The organism is Promicromonospora sp. NPDC057138 (genome assembly GCF_042670845.1).
Classification (GTDB): Bacteria; Actinomycetota; Actinomycetes; order Actinomycetales; family Cellulomonadaceae; genus Promicromonospora.
Window position 1 is genome coordinate 42,052 of record NZ_JBHUUX010000030.1, and the last position, 23,892, is coordinate 65,943.

Below are 23,892 nucleotides of genomic sequence, written 5' to 3' on the forward strand. Positions count from 1 at the left end.
TGTCGGTCGGGAGGTGCGTCGTCGTACGCCCGCGGCTCATCCCCGCCCGCCACCCCTCCATTCAGACCAAAAGGACCGAGCTCATGACTCGCTTCAGCATGCCCGCCCACCGCGCCATCGCGACCGTTCCCGCCACCGCCGTCCTGGTGCTGCTTCCCGCCGCCGTGGCCTCCGCGCACGTCACGGTGAACCCCGACACGACCGCCGCCGAGAGCTACTCGAGCCTCACGTTCCGCGTACCCACCGAGTCGGACACCGCGTCCACCGAGAAGCTCGTGGTCGACCTGCCGGCCGACACCCCGTTTCTCAGCGTCACGCCGCGCACCCTGCCCGGCTGGGACGTGGCGGTCGACGTCGAGAAGCTCGACGAGCCGTTCGAGGTCGAGGGCGCGACCGTCGACGAAGCGCCCGTCCGTGTGACCTGGACGGCCGAGAAGGGCCACGAGGTCCCGCCGCACGAGTACCAGGAGTTCGCCGTCCGGGTCGGGGCGCTGCCCGAGGAGGGCACCGAGATCGTGCTCCCCGCCCATCAGACGTACACCGACGGCAACGTCGTCGACTGGGACGACCTCGTCGCCGACGACGGCAAGGAGCCGGAGGCTCCCGCGCCGGTCTTCACGACCACCGCAGCCGAGACGGAGGGCGGGCATCACGGGGCGGCGTCGGACGACGACGCTGCCGCTGCCTCGGGCGACGTCGCCGCGGACGAGGCCCCGGCCGTGGACCCCGTGGGCCGCTGGCTCGGTTTCGCCGGGATCGTGGTCGGCGCGGCAGGTATCGGCGCGGCGCTGTTCACCCGCCGTCGCGCGTAAGACCCGCTGTCTGCGCTCGCCCACCAGCCCTGGCCAGGCCTCAGATCTTCAGCAGCGCCTGGATCGGGGTGTGGTCGCTCGGGTAGCGGCCGTCGCGGGTCCACGTGTTGATCGCCGCCGCGCGGACCTCGATGCCCGGCGTCGCCAGGATCCAGTCGATCCTGGTGCCGTCCGGGCTGGGCGTCCCGTAGTCGGGGAACGTGTCCACGTGGGGCGTGAGCTGCCGGTCGGCGGCGAGCCAGCTGTCCTGGAGGCCGCCCTCGGTGACCAGGACGTCGTACGGTGCCGAGGCCTCGGCGGGCGCGTTGCAGTCGGCGGTGAAGACGACGGGGAGTCCGGCCTCGGCGATCTGGTCGCGGACGACCAGCGCGCTGCGCACCTGCGCGTTCTCCGCCTGGTGGTCGAAGTGCGAGTTGATGTGCAGGAAGTCGCGGCCGGTCGCGGAGTCCTGGAACTGCGCCCACGTGACGATGCGGGTCACCGTGTTGCCCCAGGTGGCGGAGCCGATGAGCTTCGGGGTGTCGGACAGCCAGAACTGGTCCCACCACTTCAGAGTCAGCCGGCGCGCGTCGTAGAAGATGCTGGAGTACTCGCCGCCCGCACCGCCCTCGCGCCCGAAGCCGACCATCTCGTAGTGCTGCCCCAGGCCTTCCTGCACAGCGGAGAGCTGGTGGAACAGCACCTCCTGGACGCCCAGGATCGTCGGCTGCTCCAGCCGCAGGAACTCGGTGGTGAGCGGGGCGCGCTCCGGCCAGTAGTCGGGCTCGCCGGGGTGCGTCTGGCCCACCTGGTCGTAGCGGATGTTGAAGCTCATGGCGTGCACCAGCCCGCCGCGCGCGGGGCCGATCACGGGCGCACCGGCCGACGTCGACAGTGCTGTCCGGGCCGCGGCAGGGCCTGCGAGGGCGGCCGACGCGCTGAGCGCGCCGATGGCGCCGGCCGCAGAGGCGCCTGGGCGCGACGCCGCAGCGCGGCCGATCGGGTGATGACGCATCATGCGGAGGTGCCTCACGAAAGACTGGGAGCGGCCATGCGCGGGAGCCTACGCGCCGGCGAGGTAGGCCTCCAGTACCTGACGACGTCTGTCCGGCTGCGCAGGCTCGTGGACGAGCACATGGCCAGGAACGTGGTGTCGCTGGCCCGGACCAGGATCCTGCAGGTTGGCCGCGCAGGCTGGCGTCGATCCGCAGGTTGCGGGGCGATCAGTCGGTGCAGCCGGTGCTGGCCGCGCATGCCGAGCCGAAAGAAGCACGTCGCTCAGGGCCCGGATCGACACGCGACCTACGGTTCGCCCCGGGACACGGACCACGACCTTGCGGTTCAGCGCCGAGCCGCACCGACCGGCCGCCGCGGGCAAGGTCCGCTTCCGGAACACCATCACGCATGCTTATGGGCCCAGAACCAGGCCCAGGCGTGTTCTGGAAGCGGACATCCAAGCCAGCCCTGGCCCCCACAGCCCCGACGAACAAGAGCCCGGCCGATGGCCGGGCTCGCGAAACGAACGTCCCTGATATGAACGATGACGCGAGACATCTATGAACGATGTCTCGCGTCATCACACTGCGGAGGATGGGGGATTCGAACCCCCGAGGGCGTTAACCCAACACGCTTTCCAAGCGTGCGCCATAGGCCACTAGGCGAATCCTCCTCGCGCTCCGCCACAGCGGGCGCGCGGCCACTGGACCGAAGTCTGGCGCGGCCTGACGAGGATACCGGACGCCGTGCTCGGACAACGAATCGGAATCCGAGGTCTGTGCTGTGAAGTGGCGTACAGCGGGCTCGGCGTGGTTGGGCCGGGGTGCCCGGATCGGTTAGGCTCTTGGTAGACCCCTCGTGCGGCACCACCTCGCCGAACTCCCCCAGGGCCGGAAGGCAGCAAGGGTAAGTGAGCTCTGGTGGGTGTGCGGGGGGTCCCTTATTGCCTGCGTTTCCGCGGCCCTCCAGCATGTGGACGGAATTTTGTTCGCATCGTGGGATTTGCCCCGAGGGGATTCGCCCCGACGTCGTGCAGTGCCGCACGATGTCCGTATGACCCGCACCTGGACCACCGCCACGACGTCGCGCACCCGCCGCGACGCGATGTGTAGCGGCCGCGTGCGCGCCGGGCGAATGTGCGAGCGCTGAGCGCGCCGCACTTTCCCTCAGCCCGCTGAGGGCCGTTCCGAACTCCCCGCGAGCTCGCCACGTTGCTGATGGCCGTGGCCCGCCGCCGCTCCACCCCCGGCCTGCGCCTGACGCCGACCCCACGCATCCTGAGCACTGGCATACCCACGCCCGTGCGCCCTGAGAGGACTACCCATGTCTCGCTTCACCGCCGTCCTGTCCACCGGCCTCGCCGTCGCCGCCACCCTCGCGCTGAGCGCCTGCGGTTCCGGGGACGACGCGACGGCCGCCGCCGGCACCGCCGAGGACCCGGTCCGCATCGGCGTCGTCAACTCCGGCGACGACTACTGGACCACCTTCAGCGACCTGGCCGAGGAGGAGGGCATCTCCGTCGAGCTCGTGAACTTCAGCGACTACCAGCTGCCCAACCAGGGCCTGACTGACGGCGACCTCGACCTCAACCAGTTCCAGCACCTGCAGTTCCTCGCCACCTACAACACCGCCTCCGGGCAGGACCTGACGCCGATCGCGGCCACCGCCGTCTACCCGCTGGGGCTCTACTCCCAGAAGCACGACAGCGTCGAGGACATCCCCGACGGCGGGGAGGTCGCGATCCCCAACGACGACAGCAACCAGGCCCGCGCGCTGCTCGTGCTGCAGGAGGCCGGCCTGGTCTCCCTGCGCGACGGCGGCAGCGCGTTCTCCACGCCCGCCGACGTGCTCGAGGACGAGTCGCGCGTGACCGTGACCCCGGTCGACGCCGCGCAGACCGCGCTCGCCCTGCAGGACGTCGACGCCTCGATCATCAACAACGATTTCGTGGGCGACGCCGACCTGACCTCCGAGGACGCGATCTTCTCGGACGACCCGGACTCCGACGCCGCCGCGCCGTACATCAACGTGTGGGTCTCCCGCGCGGAGGACGCGGACAACGAGGTGTTCCAGCAGCTCGTCGAGATCTACCACTCCCCGGAGGTCGAGAAGGGCGTCCTGGAGGCGTCGGGCGGCACCGGCGTCATCAAGGACAACTCGGCCGCCGAGCTGCAGGACATCCTGGCCGGCATCGAGGCGGACGCGTCCTGATGTCCGCCGTGACCGACGCTGTGACCAGCAGCATCGTGCGGTTCGAGGGCGCTTCCAAGGTGTTCCCGGGCCGCGGCCAGGGGGCGGAGGTGCGCGCCGTCTCCGATGTCACCCTCGACATCCGCGAGGGCGAGATCTTCGGCGTGATCGGCCAGTCGGGCGCCGGCAAGTCCACGCTGGTCCGGCTGATCAATGCGCTGGAGCGCACCACGGGCGGTGACGTGATCGTCGACGGCGTCGCGCTCGGCGCCCTCAACGAGGCCCGCCTGCGCCCCGTGCGGGCCGGGATCGGGATGGTGTTCCAGCAGTTCAACCTGCTCGCCTCCCGGACGGTCGCGGGGAACGTCGCCTACCCGCTCGAGGTGGCCGGCTGGCCGCGGTCCCGCCGCGAGGCGCGCGTGGCCGAGCTGCTCGACTTCGTCGGTCTGTCGGAGAAGGCGGGTGTGCATCCGTCCGCGCTGTCGGGCGGGCAGAAGCAGCGCGTCGGCATCGCCCGGGCGCTCGCCACCAACCCGCGCATCCTGCTGGCGGACGAGGCGACGTCGGCCCTCGACCCCGAGACGACGCGCGACGTGCTGGACCTGCTGCAGCGCGTCAACCGCGAGCTCGGCGTCACGGTCGTCGTGATCACGCACGAGATGGACGTGGTGCGCTCGATCTGTCACCGCGTGGCGGTGATGGATCGTGGGCGGGTCGTCGAGGTGGGCGAGGCGTACCAGGTGTTCAGCGCGCCCGCCCACGACATCACCCGGCGGTTCGTCGCCACCGCGCTGCGCGACCGGCCGTCGCCCGAGGTGCTGGAGCGCCTGCGGGCCCGGCACGCCGGGCACATCGTGACGGTAGGCGTGGACGAGGTGGCGGGCTCGTCGGCGGTGCTCACGCGCACGCTGCGCGAGCACGGCGTCGACGGGACCGTCGTCTTCGGCGGCATCACCGAGGTCGCGGAGCGGCCGTACGGGTCGCTGACCGTCGAGCTCGTCGGCGATCCGGCCGCGGTGGAGTCCGCCGTGGCCGCGCTGCGTGACGTGACCTGGGTGGACGACCACGGGAGGGCAGCCGCATGAGCTGGGACACACTGACGCCGCTGCTCTGGGAAGCGGCCGCCGAGACCGCGTACATGGTGCTGATCACCCTGGCCGTGGGCGGCTTTCTCGGGCTCGCCCTCGGCCTCGGGCTCTACCTGACGCGGCCCGGGAACCTGCTCGGCAACCGGGCCGTGTTCGCGGTGCTGAACATCGCCGTGAACGTGGTGCGGCCCATACCGTTCATCATCTTCCTGGTGGCGCTCGGGCCCCTGACCCGGGCGGTCATCGGCTCGACGATCGGCATCGAGGCGTTCACGTTCGCCATGTGCTTCATGGCGACGTTCGTCTTCGCGCGGCTCGTGGAGCAGAACCTCGTCTCTATCGACCCCGGCGTGGTCGAGGCGGCGCGGGCCATGGGCGCCTCGCCCTTCCGGATCGTGCGGACCGTGCTGGTCCCGGAGGCGCTCGCGCCCCTGATCCTGGGCTACACGTTCCTGTTCGTGGGCGTGCTCGACATGTCCGCGATCGGCGGCTACCTGGGCGCGGGCGGGCTGGGCGACTTCGCGATCGTCCAGGGCTACCGGCAGTACGACTGGGCGGTGACCGCCGTCGTGGTGGTACTCATCGTGCTGATCGTCCAGGCCGTCCAGTGGCTGGGGAACGGCCTGGCGCGGCGGGCGCTGCGGCGGTGACGGGCCCGGCAGGTCAGCCGCCGGACGCCGGCACTCCGTAGCGGTCGGCCTCCGCCGCGAGGTTGGTGGCCAGGAGCGTGGCGAGCCCGGGGACGTCCTCGGCGTCGAGCATCGAGATGTAGCTGGATCGCTGGTCCACGCGGACGATTGCCGGAAAGCCGTATGTGCGGACCGTCTGGTAGGCGATGAGGGCGCGGCCGGTCCGGCCGTTGCCGTCGCTGAACGGGTGGATCCGTTCGAACGCTATGTGGCTCCTGGCGACCGCCTCCAGGAGGGCTGTGCCCTCGAGGTTCGCGGTCTGCCACTCGGTCTGGTCGACCCACTCCCGCATGAGCTGCGGAACCTGGGACGGTTCAGCCGGGCGCCAGGATGCGCCGGTGATGCGGTTGCTCGACGTCTTGTACTGCCCGTGGTCGTGTGCGAGATGGTCCATGAGTAGGCCGTGCAGCTCGGTGACGAGCCGAGCGGTCAGCGGCTCGTCGTCAGCCACGGCGCGCAGGATTCGCGAGATCGCCCCGCGGTGGTTCGACACCTCGTAGAGCTCGCGTATCGGAGTCCCGGCCCTGGGCGTCAGTTCGTCGACGAGAAGGGTGATCGTGTCGGCAAGGGTGAGCGTGTTGCCCTCGATAGCCGAAGAGTTGTACGCGAGGCGCGCGAGAACGTCGTCCGCGTAGTCCGGCTGGAAGATGCCGGTGGCCTGGATCTCCTCGTGGAACTTCGCATGATCCAGTGTCACCGTCGGGTCCGCCGCTTCTCCAGGATCGAGGAGAGCTCGTCGAGGTTCATGCCCTCGTACTTGTTCACGGCCCGTAGCTCAAGGACACCGCCGCGCACAGTGACCTCGACGGGGTCGCCGACGCCGAGGCCCAGCTCCTGCAGATCGGCAGGGCTGATCGTGACGCCGGCCGAGTTGCCGATGGTGACGATCTTCTTCCGCATACGAACAGGATAGCGTTGTGTACGAATCCTAGACGTCAGTGAGGCGCCGCCAGGTCTGCACGACGGCGGCGACGGCGAGCGGGGCGACCGCCGCCGTGAGCAGCAGATTGGGCAGGCCGATCGCGGCTGCGGCGTCCGATCCGCCCATGCCTGTCCACAGGGACGGGGCGGCGTAGGGGAACCATGACCCGCCGCCGAGCAGCACCACGATCTGGGTCAGCGCGACGACGCCGACCAGCCCGCCGACGGTGCCGAGCTGGCTGTGCGTGACCGTCGCCACCCACGCGAAGGGCAGCGCCAGGCCGCCGCCGAGCAGCCCCGCGGCCAGGGCGGTCCCAACGCCGGCCCATGCCCCGTCGAAGGGCTCGCCGGAGCTTGTGGTGACCACCGCCGAGGCGGCGAGCGTCACGGCCACGGTGACCACCACGCACGCTCCTATCCAGGCAAGCGTGACGAGGCACTTCGCTAGGGCGATCATGCCGCGTGGCACGGCGAGGCCGAACAGTGCGCCGGCGGTCCCGCTCTCGAGCTCGCGCCCGAACGACCACGCGACGAAGAACCCGCCGGCGGCCAGCGCGGCGACGGACAGGACCTGAGCGCACACCATCAGGTGCGTCGTGGCGAGGTCGCCGGTCGCATAGGCCACGAGCTTGGCCGCCGTCGGGCCGGCGGCCCTCGGCGAGCGGGCGAGCGCCACCGCCCCTACGCTCGCGAGCGGCACGAGGACGACGAGCAGCATCGTGGCGATGCGCGCGACGACGGAGTGGCGGAGCTTGAGGGCTTCGATTGCCAGGGCGGTGCGAAGCGCGGCCGCGGGGCTCATACCTGGGCCTCCGTGTTGGCGTCCCGCGTGTCGGCCTCGCGGGTGTCGGCGTCGAGCACCATGGCGAAGAACCGCTGCTCCAGGTCCGTGCCGCCGGGTTCCAGCCTGCCGACGTCGCGACCGGCGTGCAGGACGACGATCTCGTCGGCGATGCGCGCGACCTCGTCGAGGTGGTGGCTCGAGACGAGGACCGCGGCGCCGGCGTCGGCCAGGCCGCGGACCAGCTCGCGAACCAGGACGACTCCTTGCGGGTCCAGTGCGCTCGTCGGCTCGTCGAGGATCAGCGCGGTCGGCCGATGGAGGGTCGCGCAGGCGATCCCCAGGCGCTGACGGTTGCCCATTGAGAGGGTTCGGGCCCGTGCGTGCCGCCATGGGTCGAGCCCCATGTGTCCGACGGCGGCGCTCGCCACTGGCGCGGCGGCCCGCCTGGGCATGCCGTGGAGCCGGGCGGCGCACCAGAGGTTCTCGGTGACAGTCAGCTCGGGGTAGACCAAGGGGGCCTCGACAGCCTGACCGAACCGCGCCGCGACGTCGGCGGGCAGGTCAGCCGGGTCATGCCCGAGGACCTGGGCCATGCCTCGCGTGGGGCGCAGGCGGCCGGCCAGCGCGCGCAGAGCCGTCGTCTTGCCCGCGCCGTTGAGGCCGATCAGGGCCGTGACCCGGCCCGGCCGGACCGTGAGCGTGAGGTGGTCGAGGGCGACCCGGCCACCGAAGGCGTGCGAGACGTCGTCGAGCCCGAGGGTCGGCGTGGTCATGGTGTGGCTCCTGCCGGGGCGAGCTGCGCCAGGGCGCGGCGGACGAGGTCGGCGAGCGTGACGTCGTCGGGCGCGGAGCTCCAGGCCAGGAGGGCTGTGGTGGTGGCGGCCAGGCACGCGGAGACGGCGATGGCGGCGTCCAGGGGATCGACGTCGTCGGCCACCAGGCGGTCGACTATCGCCTTCTGGGTGGCCTCGGTGCCGACCGATACGGCGGCGCGCAGCGAGGCGGACCGGGCGACGAGCGCCACGCGGCGTCTCGCCGTCGCGTCCTCGGTGGGTGTGATGTCGCCGAGCGCGGCGAGCAGGCCGAGGCGGGTGCGCTCGAGGGGCGGGAGGTTGGTCGGCTGGGCGCCGACGGCCTCGGCGATGAGGGGGTCGTACGGGTCGGTGACCAGCACGGCGTCCTTGGTGGGGAAGTGCCGGAAGAACGTCATGGGGGTGATGCCCGCGGCGTCGGCTATCTGGTTCACGGTGGTGGCGTCGTAGCCCTGGCGCTCGAACAGGCCGAGCGCGGCGTCGAGGATGCGGGCCCGAGTGCGGAGGGTGCGGGGTGTGGGCACAGCTAAATGTTAGTTGCTAACATTTCTGCGCGGCAAGGGCGAATGCGGCGAAAGCTCACGCGGTGTGCTGCGCGGGCCACAGGATCGTGGGGCTGTGGACGGCCGTCCTCCGAGTGTCGGTGAGGCCGTCTATCGTTGCGGGGGTGAGCACCGCCCTATACCGCCGCTACAGGCCCGAGACGTTCGCCGAGGTGATCGGCCAGGACCACGTCACGGGCCCCCTCATGCAGGCCTTGCGCAGCGGGCGGGTGAATCACGCCTATCTCTTCAGCGGTCCACGGGGCTGTGGCAAGACGACGTCGGCCCGTATCCTCGCGCGCACGCTGAACTGCGCGAAGAACACGCCCGAGTCGCCGATCGACACCCCGTGCGGGGAATGCCCCTCGTGCGTCGAGCTGGCGCGCGGCGGCAGCGGGTCGCTCGACGTGGTGGAGATCGACGCGGCGTCGCACAACGGTGTCGACGACGCGCGTGACCTGCGCGAGCGTGCCACGTTCGCCCCCGCTCGCGACCGGTACAAGATCTTCATCCTCGACGAGGCGCACATGGTGACGCCGCAGGGCTTCAACGCGCTGCTGAAGATCGTGGAAGAGCCGCCGCCGCACATCAAGTTCATCTTCGCGACCACGGAGCCGGACAAGGTGATCGGCACCATCCGGTCGCGCACGCACCACTACCCGTTCCGGCTGGTGCCGCCGGACGTGCTGTCCCCGTACCTCGAGTCCCTCTGCGGCGCCGAGGGGATCGAGGTGAGCGGCGGCGTGCTCCCGCTGGTCACCCGGGCGGGCGGTGGCTCGGTGCGCGACTCGCTGTCCGTGCTGGACCAGCTCATCGCCGGCGCTACCGGAGGGGTCGTGGACTACGACCTGGCGGTGGGCCTGCTCGGCTTCACCCACGCGACCTTGCTGGACGACGTCGTGGACGCGCTCGCCGCGCGCGACGGCGGCTCGATCTTCCGGGTCGTGGACCAGATCATCGCGACGGGCCACGAGCCGCGCCGGTTCGTCGAGGACGTCCTGGAGCGCCTGCGCGACCTCATAGTCATCGGCGTATCGGGCGACGCCGCCAGCGCCGTGCTGCGGGGTATCCCCACCGACCAGCTGGAGCGCATGCGAACCCAGGCCGGGCGGCTCGGCGTGGCCGAGCTGTCGCGGGCGGCGGACCTCGTGAACGCCGCGCTCACCGAGATGACCGGCGCCACGTCGCCGCGGCTGCACCTGGAGCTGCTGTGCGCCCGCCTGCTCCTTCCGGGGGCAGACGACGGCGCCGCGGGGCTCGCCGCGCGCATCGACCGCCTGGAACGAGGCGGCATCGTCGCGTCCGGAGTTCCGGCCGGATCCGGCGCGGGTGCCGCGGCTGCGGCTGTGCCGGGACGCGGGCCGGCCGAGGATCCGGGGGTGCCCGGCCTCGCCGGGCCCGCCGCCGCTCGTGCGGTGCTCGACGCGCGCAAGAAGCGGGGGGAGCCCGGTCAGCCTGCGCCGACCCCGCAGCCCGCTCAGGCGGCCCCGGCACAGGAGTCCGAGCCGACGGCGGAACCCGCGCTGGCGCCCGTGACGCCCGCCGAGGCGGGGCCCGCAGCTCCGGAGCCCGAGCCGGCACGCACGCCGCCAGCTCCCGAACCGGCCACCCCTGTGCAGTCCGCTCCCGCGCCGTCGGCACCAGCACCGACGGCTCCCGAGCCGGTCACCGCGTCGGCGGCGGCTCCGGCCGCGAGCGAGGGCAGTGAGTCCGGCGTGACGACGGAGACCGTCCGGCGTCGCTGGCCGGAGGTGCTCGGCGCTCTGGCCGCTGCGCGCGTGACGTGGTCGCTCGTCGGTCCGAACGCGCAGGTCGCCGCACTGGAGGGCGGCACGCTGAAGCTCGGCTTCGCGGCCCCAGGCCTGGCCCGCACGTTCTCGAACGCGCGGCACACGAGCGCCGTGGAAGAGGCGGTCTATCAGACGCTCGGCATCCGCGTCCGGGTCGAGGCGACCCTCGACGAGGGCCCGTCGGGGGGCGGCGGAACGTCCGGTGGCGGCGCCTCCGGCGGCGGTCCTGCGGGTAGCGGTCCGTCGGGTGGTGGTGCCGGTTCGGCGGCGCCGTCGGGCGAGCCGCGACGCGAGGCGCCGGCACCCGCCGCCGCGCCGACACCGGACTGGCCGGACGTACCTGCACCGGGTGGTGCCACGGCCATGGCGTCCCCGTCGGCCCCGGCCGACGCCGTCTCCATGGCAGGCGCCGCGGCGAGCGCTGCGAACGGCAGCGGTCCGGGCGTGCAGACCGGCTTTGCTCCCGCGTTCGCCAAGGGGGGCGTGGCGGTTGCCGAGCGTCCCGAGCCGTCGCGGCCTGAGCCGGCTGGTCCGGAGCCCGTTCGCCCGGAGCCCTCTCGGCCTGCCGCCCGCCCGCCTGCCGCGGCAAGCGCGGCCGACGAGGCATGGCTCTCGGGCGCCAGCGCGACCGAGCCCCCGGCGGACTACGACATGCCCGAGCCTGATCCGGTCTACGAGGATCAGGCACCGGCTCCCGCACGAGCCCCGATGTCGGGGGCCGGCAGCGCGCGCGAGGCGCTGCGACAGGCGAACGAGCGGCGGGCACGGGCAGCGAACGCCGCGCCCGTCGAGGCGCGGACGAGCAGGTCGGCGAGCGCGCCCGCGGCGGCGTCGGATGACGGGCCGGACTTCTACGACGAGCCGTCCGCCGATGATCCGGACATCACGTCGGCCGGGCTGGTCGGCGTGCCGCTCGTGGTGCAGGTGCTGGGGGGAACGGTGATCGACGAGATCGTGGAGCAGCCATGAACGACGGCAGTGTCATCGGCCCGAACACGACCCTGCGGATCGTCGCGGCCGTCGTGGAGCGTTCCGACGGGCGGCATCTGCTCGTCCGCAAGCGGGGCACGCAGGCGTTCATGCAGGTGGGCGGCAAGATCGAGCCGGGCGAGGAACCCCTGGCGGCGCTGGTGCGGGAGTTCGAGGAGGAGGTCGGGCTGCGGCTCGACCCGGCCGACATCGAGAGCCTCGGCCGGTTCGGGGCGCCTGCCGCGAACGAGCCCGACCACATCGTCGATGCGCACGCCTACCGGGTGCGGCTGCGTCCCGGCACGGAGATCGCGGTCCGGGCCGAGCTCGAGGAGCTCGTGTGGATCGACCCCGCGGACCCGGTCGCGAGCTATCCCCTCGCGCCGTTGTCCCGCGACCTGTTGGCCGCAGCCGGGCACTGAGCGCTGAACCGGGAGAGCCTCTCAGTGTTCGGCGTGCTCCGCCCGATACCGAGCCACACGCTCGGCGCGCTCGCGCTCCATCCGGCGCCGGGGATCCATGTCGTCCGACTGCTCGGCAGGTCCGGCCACATGCAGGAGCAGCCAGGTGAGCCGCCACTTGATGCGGTAGCCCAGGGTCAGACCGTCGCTGTTGACCATGCCCAGCCTCGATTCTCTTGGTGTACCAATAGTTTGCACACAAACTGATAGTCTGGTCAACGTCCGAGAGGAGCCGCATGACTGTCACGCCCCGAGCCGTCGCATCGCCGTCGTCCGCCCCGACCGAATCGCTCGCTGCCGACAGCGGCGCGCCCGACCCCGAGGACCTGCTGGCCCTCGACCGCCAGGTGTGCTTCGCCCTCGCCGTCGCCTCGCGCAGCGTCATCGCGCTGTACCGGCCGCTGCTCGAACCGATGGGCATCACCCATCCGCAGTACCTGGTCATGCTTGCCCTCTGGGAGGAGTCCCCGCTCTCGGTCAAGCAGCTCAGCGGGCTGCTCCGGCTCGACCCGGGCACGCTGTCCCCGCTGCTCAAGCGGCTCGAGGCGATCGGCTACCTGACGCGGCGTCGGGACCCCCGTGATGAGCGGGCGCTCGCCGTGGAGCTCACCGAGGAGGGCCGCGCCCTGCGTGCGCAGGCGTTGCTCGTGCCGCCCGCGATCATGGCGCGCCTGGGTCTGTCCGTCGAGGAGCTCAAGGTGCTCCATCGCAGCCTCACCCAGGTCATCGCGGCGGCGGCTCCATGACCCGCGGCCGCCTGCACCACGTTGAGCTGTGGGTCCCGTCCCTCGATCGTGCGGAGCGGTCCTGGGGCTGGCTCCTCAGCACGCTCGGCTACTCCGAGCACCAGCGGTGGGACGCCGGCGTGAGCTGGATTCTCGACGGCACCTACGTCGTCGTCGAGCAGAGCCCCGCGCTCACCGCCGATGCCCACGACCGGCTCGCTCCCGGGCTCAACCACCTCGCCTTCCACGGCGGCACGCGCGACGAGGTGGACCGGCTGGTCGAGGCGGCGCCGGAGCACGGTTGGGTGCTGCTGTTCCCCGACCGGCACCCGCACGCGGGCGGCCCCGACCACTACGCGGCCTACCTGGAGAACGGCGACGGCTACGAGGTCGAGATCGTCGCGGGCTGACCGGCCTCGAAGCAGAGCGCCGCCGCAGTGTCAGTGGCTCGTGGCACAGTCAGTCCATGACCAGCCTCCAGCTCGCCGAGCTCACCACGGACAACCTGTTTGCGGCCCTCCGGCTGCCACCTCAGGTACCCGACGAGGAGCCTGTGGCGCCGGTCGCCTGGTCGGTCGCCGAGGCCTACGTCAATCCCACCGCTTGGCCACGGGTCGTCCTCGACGGCGACGAGGTGGTCGGCTTCGTGATGGCGAACTGGAACCCTGACGAGGAGATCCCGGAGTTCCGGGCCGGGATCTGGCGCCTCAACGTGGCACGCGAGGCGCGTAAGCGCGGGGTGGGTAGGTTCGCCGTGGAGCAGGTGGCCGAGGAGGCCCGGCGGCGCGGGCTCGACCGCATCACGGTCCTGTGGGTTCCCGGTTCCGACGGACCCGAGGAGTTCTACCTGCGTTGCGGCTTCCGCAAGACGGGGAACCTCCTGTTCGACGAGGTGGTGGGGGAGCTGCTGCTCTAACCACCCAGCCAGCCCTGGATTCCCTCCAGCATCAGCCGCCGCAGGCTGGCCGGCGCACGTGACGACCGGACCGACGTCGCGGCGATCGTCGCGAGGTCGGCGTCGGAGCAGGCCTGGCGCACGATCTCGTACTGCCCGACCATCCCGGTCCCGAAAAGCAGCGGGTCGTCGGTCGCGAGGGCGACGGGCACGCCTCCAGCCAGCAGCGCCGGCACCGCGGTAAGGGCGGGCGCGACGCCGAACGGCGGGTACGACGTCGGGCAGACCTCGAGCGGCACCTGGCGCTCCGCGAGGAGCGCGACCACCGACGGGTCCTGGAGCGCGGTCAGCCCGTGCCCGATCCGCGTGGCGCCCAGCAGCTCGACGCACTCGCGCACGTGCCACGCGCCCTCGTAGAACCCGGCGTGCGGCACGCGGGCCAGCCCGGCGTCGGCCACCAGCCGGAACGCTTGGACGAAGTCACCGACGCGGCCGCGCCGCTCGTCGTTGGAGAGCCCGAAGCCCAGCACGCCGTCCGGCGCGTACTTCACCGCGAGCGCGGCGATGCGCTCCGCGTGCTCCGGGTCCGCGCCCCAGCTCGCCGCCAGGACCACGCCCGCCGGCAGGCCGCGCGCGGCGTCGAGCAGGGCCTCGACCACGGCCTCCGGCGACCCGAGCCATCCCGCGTACGACGTCGGGTCCACCTGCAGCTCGGTCCAGCCGACGCCGTCGGCGGCATCCTGCTCCACCGCCTCGCGGACAACGCGCGCGATGTCCTCGGCCGAGCGCACCGCGGCGCGGGCCGTGTCGTACCGCGCCTGGAACGCGTCCCAGCCATGGACGACGCCAGGCTCGATCGGCACCGCGGGAAGCGCAGGCAGGCCGTAGTTCGCGGCCAGCTCGGCGGCGGTCGACGGCCGCATCGAACCCGTCAGGTGCAGGTGCAGGTTCGCCTTGGGCAGCGCGCGCAGGTCGCGGGGCATGCCAGGGAGTCTGGCATGCCCCGCGCTGTCGGACGTCGGTCAGGCGTCGGCCTTCTCCAGCGGTTCGGTGGCGTCCGGCCCCGGCTCCGCGACGGCGACCGGCTCGCCGCCGGCCTCGACGCCGGCCCCCGCCGAAAGGCCCCCGGACATCGCGTACTCCTCCTCGGGCGACAGCACCAGGCGCTTACGGCCCACCAGCGCAAACAGCGCCAGCCCCACGACGAAGACGACCACGAACGTCACCACCGCCACCTGGAACGCGCTGTTCAGCAGAATCCCGAGGAGCGCCGCCACGGAGATCACGCCGGCCACCACGGCACCCCAGACGCCGGTCGGGCTCCGGTAGGGGCGCACGGCGTCGGGGAACTTACGGCGCAGCAGCACGTACGACACCATCTGCATGACGTACGCGATCACCGCGCCGAACACCGCGATGAAGAGGATTACGCCCGATGCCGCCCCCGCCGCGTCCGGGCTGATCGCCGGGACGACGAGGAGCACCAGCGTGAGGATCGCAAAGCCGATCACCGAGGTCGCCACCAGCGCCACCCACGGCGTCTTGTGCTTGGCGCCGGTGAGCGACAGGAACGTGGGGTAGTAGCCGGCCCGGGACAGCGAGTACATGTTGCGCCCCGCCGCGAACAGGATGCCCTGGAGCGAGGCGAGCAGCGCCACCAGCGCGAGCAGGGCCAGCACGCCGGCCGTACCCTCCGGGAGGAACGCGCGGAAGCCGGCGAGCAGCGGCTCGTCGCCGTCACCGGGCGACACGGTGATGGCGGCGGTGCCCGTCACCGCGGGGTTGAGGAACAGCACGGCCAGCCCGAAGATCGCGAGCGTGACGACGCCCCACACCGAGGCCCGGGGGATGTCGCGGGTGGGGTTGTGCGCCTCCTCGGCGGCGAGCGGCAGCTCCTCGATGCCGAGGAAGAACCAGATGGCGAACGGCAGAGCGTAGAGGATGCCGATCGCCCCGAACGGCATCAGCTCGGTGCCGCCGTCGGCCGGCGCGATGTCGTTGAGGCGGGAGAAGTCGACGGCCCCGAACGCGAAGGCGGCCACCGCGAAGAACGCCAGCGTCGCGAGCGAGATCACGGCGACCACAACGGCCAGCCGGAAACCCACGCTCGCCCCGAGCGTGTTGATCGCCACGAAGGCCACGTACAGCACGATCCACCACACCCACTGCGGCAGCGACTGGCCGGTGAAGGCGCTCAGCGCGGAGTCCGCGTAGACGCCGGAGAACCAGACGACGACGGCGGTGGTCACCACGTACTCGATGGTCTCGGCGAACCCGGTGACGAACCCGCCCCAGGGCCCCATCGCGGCCCGCGCGAACGAGTACGCGCCGCCGGTGTGCGGCATGGCGGCGGACATCTCGCCGATCGAGAAGATCATCGTGAAGTACATGACCGTCACGAGGACCATGGCGACGAGCATCGGGACCCAGCCCGTGGTGCCGAGGCCCACGTTCCAGCCGGAGAACTGGCCGGAGATCACCGCGGCGATCCCGATGCCCCACAGGCCCCAGAAGCCCGCGCTGCGCCGGAGCTGCCGCTTCTCGAAGTACTGGCCGTCGGCCTGGGTATAGGTGACGCCGGCGCTGCCGGACGTCGTTTCGGTCGTTGTCATGCCGATCCTCCAGTGAATCAGTGGCCGAGCGCCGTGAGCGCGTCGGAGAAGCCGTCGATCAGGCGGTCGAGGTCCTGGTCGTCGAACACGAGGGGCGGGCGCAGCTTGAGCACGTTGCCGGGTCCGCAGACCGAGGTGAGGATCCGGCGCTCGCGGAGCGCCTCGACGACGTCGAGCGCGGCGGCGACGTCGGGCGCCTTGGTCTCGGGGTCGGCCACCATGTCGACGCCGACGTAGAGCCCTGCGCCGCGCACGTCGCCCACCCGCGGGTGGTCCGCGGCGACGCCGCGCAGGGCGGCGAGCATCCGCGCGCCGACGTCGGCGGCGTGCTCCTGGAGCTTGTCCTCCTGCAGCACGTCGAGCACGGCGTGCGCGGCCGCCATCGACACGGGGTTGCCGCCGTAGGTGTTGAAGTACGGAAGGTGGTCGCCGAACGCGGCCAGCACGTCGGCCTGGGCGGCCACCGCGCTGACGGGGATGCCCGCGGCCATCGGCTTGCCGAGGGTCACGAGCTCGGGCACGACGCCGTGGCGGGCGAACCCCCACATCGCGTCTCCGGTACGGCCGAAGCCGGGCTGCACCTCGTCGGCGATGAACACCCCGCCGGCCCGGCGCACCACCTCGATGGCGGGCGCGAGGAAACCGGCGGCGCCGGCCGGGTCGGGGAACACGCCGTCGGACGAGAAGATCGAGTCGGCGAGGAACGCGGCCAGGCGCACGCCGTGCCGCTCCAGGTCGGCCACCTGCCGGGCGACCTGGTCGGCGAACCACCGGCCCAGGTCCTCGGCGGGGACGGGCGCCCGGTACGGGTCCGGGGCCGGGACCATGCGCATGTCGGGCGCCAGCTTCTGCGCCGAGCCGAGGGCGGGGGACAGCGCCGACACCAGCTCGGTGTTGCCGTGATAGGCCTCCGCGCTGACGATGACGCCGGTGCCGCCCGTGTACGCCCGCGCCACGCGGACGGCCAGGTCGTTGGCCTCCGAACCGGTGCAGAGGTACATGACCCGGTCGACCTCGTCCGGCATGGTGGCCAGCAGCGCCTCGGAGTAGCCGACTATCCGCTCGTGCAGGTACCGCGTGTGCGTGTTCAGCGCCGCGGCCTGCTCCGCGATCGCGGCAACGACCCGGGGGTGGGCGTGCCCCACCGAGGCCACGTTGTTGTAGACGTCGAGGTAGTCGTTGCCGTCGGCGTCGAAGACGTGGGCGCCGCTGCCCCGCACCAGGTGCACGGGCTCGCGGTAGAACAGGCGGTAGGCGGAGCCGAGCACGCCGGACCGGCGCTCCACCAGGCGTGCGGTCCGGGGCGGCAGGCCACCGGTGGGGTCACCGGGCCGGAAGGCGTTGGTGTCCATGATCGTCGACCGGGTAACCACGGGCAGTGCTCCTCACGCTCACGTCCCACCTCGGTCCCGGGTGGGATCCACGGCCGCCCGGCCGTCCGCGTGACGGTCCCAGCCTGGAGGCGGTGTGTATCGGCCGGCACAGCCTGGCGATGTCGGTCCGGTAACCGTTCGCCCCCCTGCGGGCCCGAGTTATTTCGCGCCGGTGACTTGCGTGAATTTCCCGTTGCGTCCCTTGTCTGACGCCGCCCGACGGCGCACCATGGCAGCGGCCGCCCGCCTCCGCTCCGTGCACCGACCCGCACCGAGGAGCATCGACATGCCCGCCACCGCCGCGGCACAGTCCACGTCCGGCCCGCAGCCACCCACCCCGCCGTCGGCGTCGCTCGCCGCGTTCGACGCGCTGGTCCCCGGGGACCCGGCGCCCGGCTGGCTCCGCGACGGCGTGGCCGCGTCCTGGCAGTTCGGGGCGCGCGGCGCCGACGTCGCCATGCGCCTCATCACCGTCTCGGAGAACGCGACCTTCCTCGTGACCGCCGACGGCGCGCCGGCCGCCGTCGTGCGGGTCGCCCGGCCCGGGTACCTCGCGGGGACCGCCGCGTTCGAGTCCGAGGTCGCCTGGGTGGCGGCGCTCGCCGCCGACGGCGTCTGCCAGGTGCCCGCCGCGCTGCGGACCGGGGACGGCACGTTCTGCGCGGCCCTCGCGGACGAGGCCGGCGCCGACTGGTGGTGCGTCGCTTATGGGTACGTCGCGGGACGGATCCTCGAGGACCTCTTCGCCGACGCCGAGCCCGGCGCGAACGCCGTCGACCCGACGTCGTACTACCGCGAGATCGGCGCGATCAACGCCCGCCTGCACGAGCACGCGCTCCGCTGGGCCGCGCCGGAGGGCTTCGAACGCCACTCGTGGGACGTCCAGGACATGCTCGGCCCGACGGCGCGCTGGGGACGCTGGGAGGACGCGGTCGACGGCGCCGACCGCGAGCTGCTGGACCGGGCCCAGGCCGCGGCGCTCGCGACCGTCGGGCAGGCGCCGCGCGACGCAGCGGCCTGGGGTCTGGTGCACGCGGACCTGCGGCCGTCGAACATCATGATCGACCCTTCGACAAGCTCAGGGCACGGCGGAGGGACATTGACCATCATCGACTTCGACGACTGCGGCCACACGTGGTTCCAGTACGACTTCGCGGCGGCGCTGAGCTTCCTCGAGCACACGCCCGAGGCGCCCACGATGGCCCTGGAATGGCTGGCGGGGTACACGTCGGTACGCCCGCTCGCGCGGGACGCCGTCGAGCTCGGGTGCGCGCTGTCCATGGTGCGGCGCCTGCAGATGCTCGGCTGGACCACCACCCACCGGGCCGACGCCCTGCCGCCCGAGCTCTGGGCGGAACAGGTGCCCGGCACGCTCGCCGTGGCGGAGTCCTACCTCCGCAACCCCACCTGGCTGCTCGACTGACCGTGACCGCATGGCGGGCCCCGGTTTCGGTGTCGCGCCGGGTGGGCAAGAATGTCGCGTCGCCGAGCGAAAGGACGTGCTCCAGCATGTCGCGGATCCTGCCCCGCTCCACCCCGCCGGCCGAGGGGGTCGACCCCGCAGCGGTGCGGCGCCTCGTCGACCACCTGGACGGGCTCGAGAACGTGCACAGCCTGCTGGTGCTGCGGCACGGCCGGGTGATCGCCGAGAGCTGGTGGCACCCGCACACCGCCGACCGCCCGCACACGATGTTCTCGGTGAGCAAGAGCTTCACGTCGACGGCGGTCGGGATCGCGATCCACGAGGGGCTCCTCACTCTCGACGACCACGTCGTCGACCTCCTGCCGGACGACGCCCCCGCTGAGCCGAGCGGGCACCTGCGCGCCATGCGCGTGCGCGACCTGCTGACCATGACGACCGGCCACAGCGCCTCGACCATGGAGGGCATCGACCGCACGATCTCGCTGCCGGGCGCCGGCTGGGCCCGCGCGATCCTGGCGCAGCCCGTGGAGCACGAGCCGGGCACACACTTCGTCTACAACACGGGCGCGACCTACCTGCTGTCGGCGATCCTGCACCGGCTCACGGGGGAGCGGCTGCTCGACTACCTGACGCCGCGCCTGCTGGCGCCGCTCGGCATCACGCACGCGGCGTGGGAGCAGGACCCGGACGGCATCGACACGGGCGGGTTCGGGCTGTCGATCACCACCGAGGAGATGGCGGCGTTCGGCCAGCTCTACCTGCAGGGCGGCGTCTGGGAGGGCGAGCAGCTCGTCCCCGCGGAGTGGGTGGCGGCGGCGACGGCGAAGCAGGTCCCGAACGGCCCGTCCGGCTGGCCCGAGTGGGAACAGGGCTACGGCTACCAGTTCTGGCAGTGCCGGCGCGGCGCCTACCGGGCCGACGGCGCGTTCGGGCAGTACATCGTGGTCTGGCCGGAGAAGGACCTGGTGATCGCCATCACGTCGGGCCTGTCGGACCTGCAGTCGGTGCTCGACGTGGTCTGGGACGCCCTGCTGCCCGACGACGTCTGGGTCGACCGGGTCGCCGGTCAGGTCGCCGCGGAGCCGGCAATCGACCGGGCCGACGCCGCGGTCCCGTTCGAGCCACGGCTGCCGACGCCGGCCGGCGCGGCGTCGAGCCCGATCGAGGCGGCGCTGGCGGGCGTGGTCTTCGAGCTCGAGCCGAACGAGCGCGACGTCAGCGCCCTCGCCCTGGGCCGCGACGCCTACGGCCGGACCGAGGTGGCCTTCACGATCGGCGGGCTGGACCACTTCGTGCGGTTCGGGCACGGGGAGTGGAGCCCGGGGACCTGCTCGCTCATCGGCAGCCCCGCCGACGTCGCGACGGCAGCGGCCTGGACCGACGAGTCGACGCTCCGCGGCCGGATGGTGTTCCTCGGCACGCCCTTCGAGTGGCGCCTGGAGCTGCGGTTCACCGGCGAGGAGGTGGCCGTGACGATCGACCGGAACGTCGCCTTCGGCGAGCGTGGCCTGCTCGACACGACGGGCAAGGCGCGCCGGGCCTGACGGTCACCCGCCGCGATAATGACGCAAATTCGGTACCATAGTGTGCATGATCGATCCGGCAGCAGTGCTTCGTGAGCGTATGAACGAGACCGGCCTGACCCAGGCCGACCTTGTGCGTTTGACCGGGATCGGCCGTTCCACGATCGCGCGCTATCTCACCGGTGAGAACACCCCGGCTGTCACGACCTGGTTCCGGCTGCTCTCGGCCCTCGGGCTGCAGGCTGACCTCAGCCCGAGCCCGGAGTGGTCTCTCGCCGAGCGGGTCGCCGAGATGTCCGCCAATGCCGCTGAGCTCGAGCTGCAGGCGGTGTACCCGGACCGGCAGCGGATCGTTCGCGACAACTTCCTGGCGATCGCCTCGTGACGAGGGCGCCGACGTCGTCCTGCACACATCCTGGATGCGGCAGAGGAACGACAGACCCGTCGGGCGTCTGTTGGCAGCACCGGTCGACCGGGACGAGTCTCGCGCTCGCCGCCGTCTACGGCGCCACGCCGGTCGAACCGGACGACGCCGCCCAGTTGGTGCCCGGCATCAAGGTCGGGACGCGTGCCGAGGTAGAAGCATTTGAGGAGCAGGGTGTGGCGCATGCGCTGATCGCCCACGTCCTGGACACCCAGGCGAACGGCGGTCCGGAATGGCTTCTCGACGACCTCCGGCTCCGTGCATTTCACGAGGCTGCATTCGGGCGGGTGTGGACGTGGGCCGGAAGGTACCGAGTGCGCGAGACGAACATCGGCGTCGTGCCGCACGAGATCGCGACGCAGACCCGGGCGCTCATGGACGACGCCCGAGCGTGGTGGGAGTACGAGACGTACCCGCTCGTCGAGCGGGTCGTTCGCCTGCACGCGCGGATCGGCGCCATCCATCCGTTCGTCAACGGAAACGGTCGTGTCGCGCGGCTCTATGCAGAACTGCTCCTCGCTGCATCGGGCGACCAGACCAGGCTGGGCTGGAGCCGACGTTCGGTGTCCGACGCCGTTGAACGCCGACGGCAGTACATCGACAGCCTGCGCCGCGCCGAGGCGACGGACGACTTCTCCGAGCTCGTCGCGTTCGCCGTCGCACCCTGACCTGCAGCGTCATCCCCTGGTCGTACGCAGGTTCATCCCCAGGACCGACGGATCGGGGCGGCCTGGCGCGCTAGTGTCCCGGACATGACACCAGACGGTGGTATCCGCACGCAGGGCGTGCGGCGTTCGTTCGGGCCGGTGCACGCCGTGGCCGACGTCGACCTGGTCGCCGAACCGGGCCGGGTCACCGCGCTCATCGGTCCAAACGGCTCGGGAAAGACGACGCTCCTGCTCATGCTCGCCGGGCTGCTGACGCCCGACGCGGGCAGCATCCGCGTCGCCGGGGCGGACCCGGTGACGCAGAACTACGTGGCGCGCTCGCGGACCGGCTGGATGCCGGACGTCTTCGGCACGTGGGACTCGCTGACGGCCCGGGAGGTGCTGACCACCGTCGCCGCGGCGTACCGGATGGACGCGGCAGCCGGCCGGGCCCGCGCGAGCGAGCTGCTGGAGCTCGTGCACCTGTCCGAGCTCGCCGACCAGCCCGCGCACGTCCTGTCCCGTGGCCAGAAGCAGCGGCTCGGCCTGGCCCGCGCCCTGGTGCACGACCCCGACGTCCTGCTCCTCGACGAGCCGGCCTCCGGCCTGGACCCCCGCTCCCGCGTGGACCTGCGCGTGCTCGTGCGCCGCCTCGCGGCCGAGGGCAAGACGATCCTGGTCTCCTCGCACGTGCTCACCGAGCTCGACGAGATGGCCGACGACGCGGTGTTCATCTCCCGCGGGCGCACGGTCGCCACCCAGTCCGTGGCCGACGGCGACCTGCCCCGCGAGTGGCGCCTGACCGGGCTGGACCCCGAGGCGCTCGCGGCCTGGCTCGACGACAACGGCCCGGCCTACCGCAAGGAGGCCGATGGCCCCGGCCTGCTCGTCGAGCTGACCGGCGACGCCGCCGCCGCGGCGCTGCTGCGGTCCGCGATCGAGGCCGGCATCGACGTGTCGAGCCTCGCCCCCGCGGGCGGCGTGCTGGAGCAGGTCTACCTGGCCCTCGAGGAGGAGCGACGATGAGCGTCGACGTGGAAGTCGTCCCGGCCACGCCGTCCGACGGCGGAGTGCCCGCCGGGCGCGGCACCTGGTCCCTGTCCTGGCACGGCCTGCGCACCGTCGCGGTGCTGGAGCTGCGCCAGCGCGTGCGGTCCACGCGGTGGAGGACCGCGCTGATCGTCTGGTTCCTGATGGTCGGCCTGATCACCCTGCTGACCACCGGCGCGTTCAGCATCCTCGCGGGCGACCAGTCCGCCCCTGACGCGTCGTACGGCGGCACGGTCTACAGCATCGTCGTCGGCTTCGTGCTGTTCCTCGGGCTGCTGGTGGCGCCGACCCTGTCGTCGGGCGCGATCAACGGCGACCGGAACGCGGGCACGCTCGCGACGCTGCAGGTCACGCTGCTGTCGCCGGCCGAGATCGTGCTCGGCAAGCTCGCCGCGGCCTGGATCGCGGCGCTCGCGTTCCTCGTGGCGAGCATCCCGTTCCTGGTGTGGGCGCTGGTCGGCGGCGGCGTGAACTGGCTCGCGCTGCTCACCACGGTGCTCATGCTGGCGCTGGTGCTCGGCGTGGTGTGCGCCATCGGCCTGGGCTTCTCGGCGCTGGTCGGCAAGACGTCGGGGTCGGCGGTGCTGACCTACCTGACCATCGGTGCGATCAGCGCGGTCCTGCCGATCCTGTTCGGCCTGCTCGTGCCCGTGACGACCACAACGGAGAGCGTGCGCGTGTGGGACGTCGAGCCCGGGTACACCTGGGAGGAGACCACGGCGCCCGAGTGCCAGTGGCAGACCCGGGAGGTCGACGTGTGGCACAGCGAGCGCACCTGGTGGCTGCTCGCCCCGAACCCGTTCGTGGTGGTGGCCGACGCGCAGCCGCTGAACGGCGACCCGGAGTCGCTCGCCGACGACGGCAACATGCTCGCGATGCTGCAGTACGGGGTGCGGTACGCCCGGACCGGCAACGACGGGCCGCAGGACTGGTGCAGCGGGTACGTGATGGACGGCAACACCGTCTCGACCGACTCCCCGGTGGAGCCGGTGCAGGTCACCGACCAGCTCGTGTGGCCGTGGGGGCTCGGTTTCGACCTCCTGCTCGGCGCGGCCGGCGTCGTCATCGCGGTGAACCGCCTGCGGGTCCCGACGGGGGAGCTCCCGAAGGGCACCCGGGTCGCCTGACGCGGCACGCTGGTCGAGCGTGTCGAGACCTGGTCTCGACACGCTCGACCAGCAGGCTCA

25 protein-coding genes, 1 tRNA gene and 1 other RNA gene are annotated in these 23,892 nt (G+C 72.2%); 16 read left to right on the forward strand and 11 right to left on the reverse strand.

The genetic code is table 11. The features are described from left to right. Window positions 1-83: 83 nt before the first annotated feature. Window positions 84-812 (forward strand): YcnI family protein, encoded by a 729-nt coding sequence (locus tag ACFT2C_RS16945; protein ID WP_377208234.1) that lies wholly within the window; start codon window positions 84-86, stop codon window positions 810-812. Window positions 813-852: 40 nt separating this feature from the next. On the opposite strand, the gene ACFT2C_RS16950 is transcribed toward ACFT2C_RS16945, so the two are convergent. Beyond that, entirely contained in the window at window positions 853-1,809 is a 957-nt protein-coding gene (locus ACFT2C_RS16950) for an endonuclease/exonuclease/phosphatase family protein (RefSeq protein WP_377208235.1), read from the reverse strand. A gap of 566 nt (window positions 1,810-2,375) precedes the next feature. Next, window positions 2,376-2,460: transfer RNA gene (locus tag ACFT2C_RS16955), tRNA-Ser, on the reverse strand. Between the two features lie 174 nt (window positions 2,461-2,634). Here ACFT2C_RS16955 and ffs point away from each other — a divergent pair. The 4 genes from ffs to ACFT2C_RS16975 all read left to right on the forward strand — a co-directional run bounded on the left by ffs (window position 2,635) and on the right by ACFT2C_RS16975 (window position 5,715). Next, an RNA gene (gene ffs / locus ACFT2C_RS16960) (signal recognition particle sRNA small type) lies at window positions 2,635-2,731 on the forward strand. Between the two features lie 379 nt (window positions 2,732-3,110). Then, entirely contained in the window at window positions 3,111-3,998 is an 888-nt protein-coding gene (locus ACFT2C_RS16965; protein ID WP_377208236.1) for a MetQ/NlpA family ABC transporter substrate-binding protein, read from the forward strand. Beyond that, window positions 3,998-5,062 (forward strand): methionine ABC transporter ATP-binding protein, encoded by a 1,065-nt coding sequence (locus ACFT2C_RS16970; RefSeq protein WP_377208237.1) that lies wholly within the window; start codon window positions 3,998-4,000, stop codon window positions 5,060-5,062. Before ACFT2C_RS16965 ends, ACFT2C_RS16970 begins: the two co-directional genes overlap by 1 nt. Next, on the forward strand, window positions 5,059-5,715 hold the full coding sequence (locus tag ACFT2C_RS16975) for a methionine ABC transporter permease (protein ID WP_377208238.1): 657 nt from the start codon (window positions 5,059-5,061) through the stop codon (window positions 5,713-5,715). The genes ACFT2C_RS16970 and ACFT2C_RS16975 overlap by 4 nt, the downstream gene beginning before the upstream one ends. Before the next feature lie 13 nt (window positions 5,716-5,728). Here the strand turns inward: ACFT2C_RS16975 and ACFT2C_RS16980 are convergent, their stop codons facing one another. The 5 genes from ACFT2C_RS16980 to ACFT2C_RS17000 are packed head-to-tail and all read right to left on the reverse strand — an operon-like array spanning window position 5,729 to window position 8,795. Next, window positions 5,729-6,451: a Fic family protein gene (locus ACFT2C_RS16980; RefSeq protein ID WP_377208239.1), complete on the reverse strand. Its 723-nt coding sequence runs from the start codon at window positions 6,449-6,451 to the stop codon at window positions 5,729-5,731. Beyond that, the gene (locus ACFT2C_RS16985) at window positions 6,448-6,654 is read right to left on the reverse strand and encodes an AbrB/MazE/SpoVT family DNA-binding domain-containing protein (RefSeq protein ID WP_377208240.1); all 207 of its coding nucleotides are present in this window, start codon (window positions 6,652-6,654) and stop codon (window positions 6,448-6,450) included. The genes ACFT2C_RS16980 and ACFT2C_RS16985 overlap by 4 nt, the downstream gene beginning before the upstream one ends. A gap of 28 nt (window positions 6,655-6,682) precedes the next feature. After that, a complete protein-coding gene (locus ACFT2C_RS16990; protein WP_377208241.1) occupies window positions 6,683-7,477 on the reverse strand; it encodes an ABC transporter permease in 795 nt (264 codons plus the stop codon). Next, window positions 7,474-8,232: an ABC transporter ATP-binding protein gene (locus ACFT2C_RS16995; protein WP_377208242.1), complete on the reverse strand. Its 759-nt coding sequence runs from the start codon at window positions 8,230-8,232 to the stop codon at window positions 7,474-7,476. The genes ACFT2C_RS16990 and ACFT2C_RS16995 overlap by 4 nt, the downstream gene beginning before the upstream one ends. After that, window positions 8,229-8,795 carry a TetR/AcrR family transcriptional regulator gene (locus tag ACFT2C_RS17000; RefSeq protein WP_377208243.1) on the reverse strand — a complete coding sequence of 189 codons (567 nt, stop codon included), beginning with the start codon at window positions 8,793-8,795 and terminating at the stop codon, window positions 8,229-8,231. Before ACFT2C_RS17000 ends, ACFT2C_RS16995 begins: the two co-directional genes overlap by 4 nt. Window positions 8,796-8,938: 143 nt before the next feature. Between ACFT2C_RS17000 and ACFT2C_RS17005 the strand changes: the two genes are divergently transcribed. Beyond that, the gene (locus ACFT2C_RS17005; RefSeq protein ID WP_377208244.1) at window positions 8,939-11,572 is read left to right on the forward strand and encodes a DNA polymerase III subunit gamma and tau; all 2,634 of its coding nucleotides are present in this window, start codon (window positions 8,939-8,941) and stop codon (window positions 11,570-11,572) included. Continuing rightward, a complete protein-coding gene (locus tag ACFT2C_RS17010) occupies window positions 11,569-11,994 on the forward strand; it encodes an NUDIX domain-containing protein (protein WP_377208245.1) in 426 nt (141 codons plus the stop codon). The genes ACFT2C_RS17005 and ACFT2C_RS17010 overlap by 4 nt, the downstream gene beginning before the upstream one ends. A gap of 21 nt (window positions 11,995-12,015) precedes the next feature. Here the strand turns inward: ACFT2C_RS17010 and ACFT2C_RS17015 are convergent, their stop codons facing one another. After that, window positions 12,016-12,192: a hypothetical protein gene (locus ACFT2C_RS17015; protein ID WP_377208246.1), complete on the reverse strand. Its 177-nt coding sequence runs from the start codon at window positions 12,190-12,192 to the stop codon at window positions 12,016-12,018. A gap of 77 nt (window positions 12,193-12,269) precedes the next feature. Here ACFT2C_RS17015 and ACFT2C_RS17020 point away from each other — a divergent pair, with 77 nt between their 5' ends. The 3 genes from ACFT2C_RS17020 to ACFT2C_RS17030 are packed head-to-tail and all read left to right on the forward strand — an operon-like array spanning window position 12,270 to window position 13,674. Further along, window positions 12,270-12,779, forward strand: coding sequence for a MarR family winged helix-turn-helix transcriptional regulator (locus tag ACFT2C_RS17020; protein ID WP_377208247.1), 510 nt, complete (start codon window positions 12,270-12,272; stop codon window positions 12,777-12,779). Beyond that, window positions 12,776-13,168: a VOC family protein gene (locus ACFT2C_RS17025; protein WP_377208248.1), complete on the forward strand. Its 393-nt coding sequence runs from the start codon at window positions 12,776-12,778 to the stop codon at window positions 13,166-13,168. The genes ACFT2C_RS17020 and ACFT2C_RS17025 overlap by 4 nt, the downstream gene beginning before the upstream one ends. A 56-nt stretch (window positions 13,169-13,224) precedes the next feature. Next, window positions 13,225-13,674, forward strand: coding sequence for a GNAT family N-acetyltransferase (locus ACFT2C_RS17030; protein ID WP_377208249.1), 450 nt, complete (start codon window positions 13,225-13,227; stop codon window positions 13,672-13,674). On the opposite strand, the gene add is transcribed toward ACFT2C_RS17030, so the two are convergent. The 3 genes from add to ACFT2C_RS17045 are packed head-to-tail and all read right to left on the reverse strand — an operon-like array spanning window position 13,671 to window position 17,638. Further along, window positions 13,671-14,636: an adenosine deaminase gene (gene add, locus ACFT2C_RS17035; RefSeq protein WP_377208250.1), complete on the reverse strand. Its 966-nt coding sequence runs from the start codon at window positions 14,634-14,636 to the stop codon at window positions 13,671-13,673. The two genes, ACFT2C_RS17030 and add, sit on opposite strands and share 4 nt — an antisense overlap. A 39-nt stretch (window positions 14,637-14,675) precedes the next feature. Then, a complete protein-coding gene (locus tag ACFT2C_RS17040; protein WP_377208251.1) occupies window positions 14,676-16,265 on the reverse strand; it encodes an amino acid permease in 1,590 nt (529 codons plus the stop codon). A 17-nt stretch (window positions 16,266-16,282) separates the two neighbouring features. Then, complete coding sequence (locus ACFT2C_RS17045) at window positions 16,283-17,638, reverse strand: aspartate aminotransferase family protein (RefSeq protein WP_377208252.1); 1,356 nt, start codon at window positions 17,636-17,638, stop codon at window positions 16,283-16,285. Window positions 17,639-17,924: 286 nt separating this feature from the next. Here ACFT2C_RS17045 and ACFT2C_RS17050 point away from each other — a divergent pair, with 286 nt between their 5' ends. The 6 genes from ACFT2C_RS17050 to ACFT2C_RS17075 all read left to right on the forward strand — a co-directional run bounded on the left by ACFT2C_RS17050 (window position 17,925) and on the right by ACFT2C_RS17075 (window position 23,832). After that, window positions 17,925-19,061 (forward strand): phosphotransferase enzyme family protein, encoded by a 1,137-nt coding sequence (locus ACFT2C_RS17050; RefSeq protein WP_377208253.1) that lies wholly within the window; start codon window positions 17,925-17,927, stop codon window positions 19,059-19,061. 86 nt (window positions 19,062-19,147) lie between these two features. Further along, window positions 19,148-20,605 carry a serine hydrolase domain-containing protein gene (locus tag ACFT2C_RS17055; RefSeq protein WP_377208254.1) on the forward strand — a complete coding sequence of 486 codons (1,458 nt, stop codon included), beginning with the start codon at window positions 19,148-19,150 and terminating at the stop codon, window positions 20,603-20,605. Window positions 20,606-20,651: 46 nt separating this feature from the next. Then, window positions 20,652-20,969: a helix-turn-helix domain-containing protein gene (locus ACFT2C_RS17060; RefSeq protein ID WP_377208255.1), complete on the forward strand. Its 318-nt coding sequence runs from the start codon at window positions 20,652-20,654 to the stop codon at window positions 20,967-20,969. Beyond that, window positions 20,966-21,676: a mobile mystery protein B gene (locus ACFT2C_RS17065; RefSeq protein ID WP_377208256.1), complete on the forward strand. Its 711-nt coding sequence runs from the start codon at window positions 20,966-20,968 to the stop codon at window positions 21,674-21,676. Before ACFT2C_RS17060 ends, ACFT2C_RS17065 begins: the two co-directional genes overlap by 4 nt. An 84-nt stretch (window positions 21,677-21,760) precedes the next feature. Continuing rightward, window positions 21,761-22,681 (forward strand): ABC transporter ATP-binding protein, encoded by a 921-nt coding sequence (locus ACFT2C_RS17070; protein ID WP_377208257.1) that lies wholly within the window; start codon window positions 21,761-21,763, stop codon window positions 22,679-22,681. Further along, a complete protein-coding gene (locus ACFT2C_RS17075; protein ID WP_377208258.1) occupies window positions 22,678-23,832 on the forward strand; it encodes an ABC transporter permease in 1,155 nt (384 codons plus the stop codon). Before ACFT2C_RS17070 ends, ACFT2C_RS17075 begins: the two co-directional genes overlap by 4 nt. Window positions 23,833-23,892 lie beyond the last annotated feature (60 nt).

Bases quoted from the DNA above. Each gene is read 5' to 3' on its own strand.
- ACFT2C_RS16965 (WP_377208236.1), top strand. From the start codon at position 3,111: ATGTCTCGCTTCACCGCCGTCCTGTCCACCGGCCTCGCCGTCGCCGCC.
- ACFT2C_RS17055 (WP_377208254.1), top strand. From the start codon at position 19,148: ATGTCGCGGATCCTGCCCCGCTCCACCCCGCCGGCCGAGGGGGTCGAC.
- ACFT2C_RS16945 (WP_377208234.1), top strand. From the start codon at position 84: ATGACTCGCTTCAGCATGCCCGCCCACCGCGCCATCGCGACCGTTCCC.
- ACFT2C_RS17040 (WP_377208251.1), bottom strand. From the start codon at position 16,265: ATGACAACGACCGAAACGACGTCCGGCAGCGCCGGCGTCACCTATACC.
- ACFT2C_RS17050 (WP_377208253.1), top strand. From the start codon at position 17,925: ATGCCCGCCACCGCCGCGGCACAGTCCACGTCCGGCCCGCAGCCACCC.
- ACFT2C_RS17070 (WP_377208257.1), top strand. From the start codon at position 21,761: ATGACACCAGACGGTGGTATCCGCACGCAGGGCGTGCGGCGTTCGTTC.
- ACFT2C_RS16985 (WP_377208240.1), bottom strand. From the start codon at position 6,654: ATGCGGAAGAAGATCGTCACCATCGGCAACTCGGCCGGCGTCACGATC.
- ACFT2C_RS17030 (WP_377208249.1), top strand. From the start codon at position 13,225: ATGACCAGCCTCCAGCTCGCCGAGCTCACCACGGACAACCTGTTTGCG.
- ACFT2C_RS16970 (WP_377208237.1), top strand. From the start codon at position 3,998: ATGTCCGCCGTGACCGACGCTGTGACCAGCAGCATCGTGCGGTTCGAG.
- ACFT2C_RS16990 (WP_377208241.1), bottom strand. From the start codon at position 7,477: ATGAGCCCCGCGGCCGCGCTTCGCACCGCCCTGGCAATCGAAGCCCTC.
- ACFT2C_RS16975 (WP_377208238.1), top strand. From the start codon at position 5,059: ATGAGCTGGGACACACTGACGCCGCTGCTCTGGGAAGCGGCCGCCGAG.
- add (WP_377208250.1), bottom strand. From the start codon at position 14,636: ATGCCCCGCGACCTGCGCGCGCTGCCCAAGGCGAACCTGCACCTGCAC.
- ACFT2C_RS17025 (WP_377208248.1), top strand. From the start codon at position 12,776: ATGACCCGCGGCCGCCTGCACCACGTTGAGCTGTGGGTCCCGTCCCTC.
- ACFT2C_RS17010 (WP_377208245.1), top strand. From the start codon at position 11,569: ATGAACGACGGCAGTGTCATCGGCCCGAACACGACCCTGCGGATCGTC.
- ACFT2C_RS16995 (WP_377208242.1), bottom strand. From the start codon at position 8,232: ATGACCACGCCGACCCTCGGGCTCGACGACGTCTCGCACGCCTTCGGT.
- ACFT2C_RS17015 (WP_377208246.1), bottom strand. From the start codon at position 12,192: ATGGTCAACAGCGACGGTCTGACCCTGGGCTACCGCATCAAGTGGCGG.
- ACFT2C_RS17060 (WP_377208255.1), top strand. From the start codon at position 20,652: ATGATCGATCCGGCAGCAGTGCTTCGTGAGCGTATGAACGAGACCGGC.
- ACFT2C_RS16950 (WP_377208235.1), bottom strand. From the start codon at position 1,809: ATGATGCGTCATCACCCGATCGGCCGCGCTGCGGCGTCGCGCCCAGGC.
- ACFT2C_RS17020 (WP_377208247.1), top strand. From the start codon at position 12,270: ATGACTGTCACGCCCCGAGCCGTCGCATCGCCGTCGTCCGCCCCGACC.
- ACFT2C_RS17075 (WP_377208258.1), top strand. From the start codon at position 22,678: ATGAGCGTCGACGTGGAAGTCGTCCCGGCCACGCCGTCCGACGGCGGA.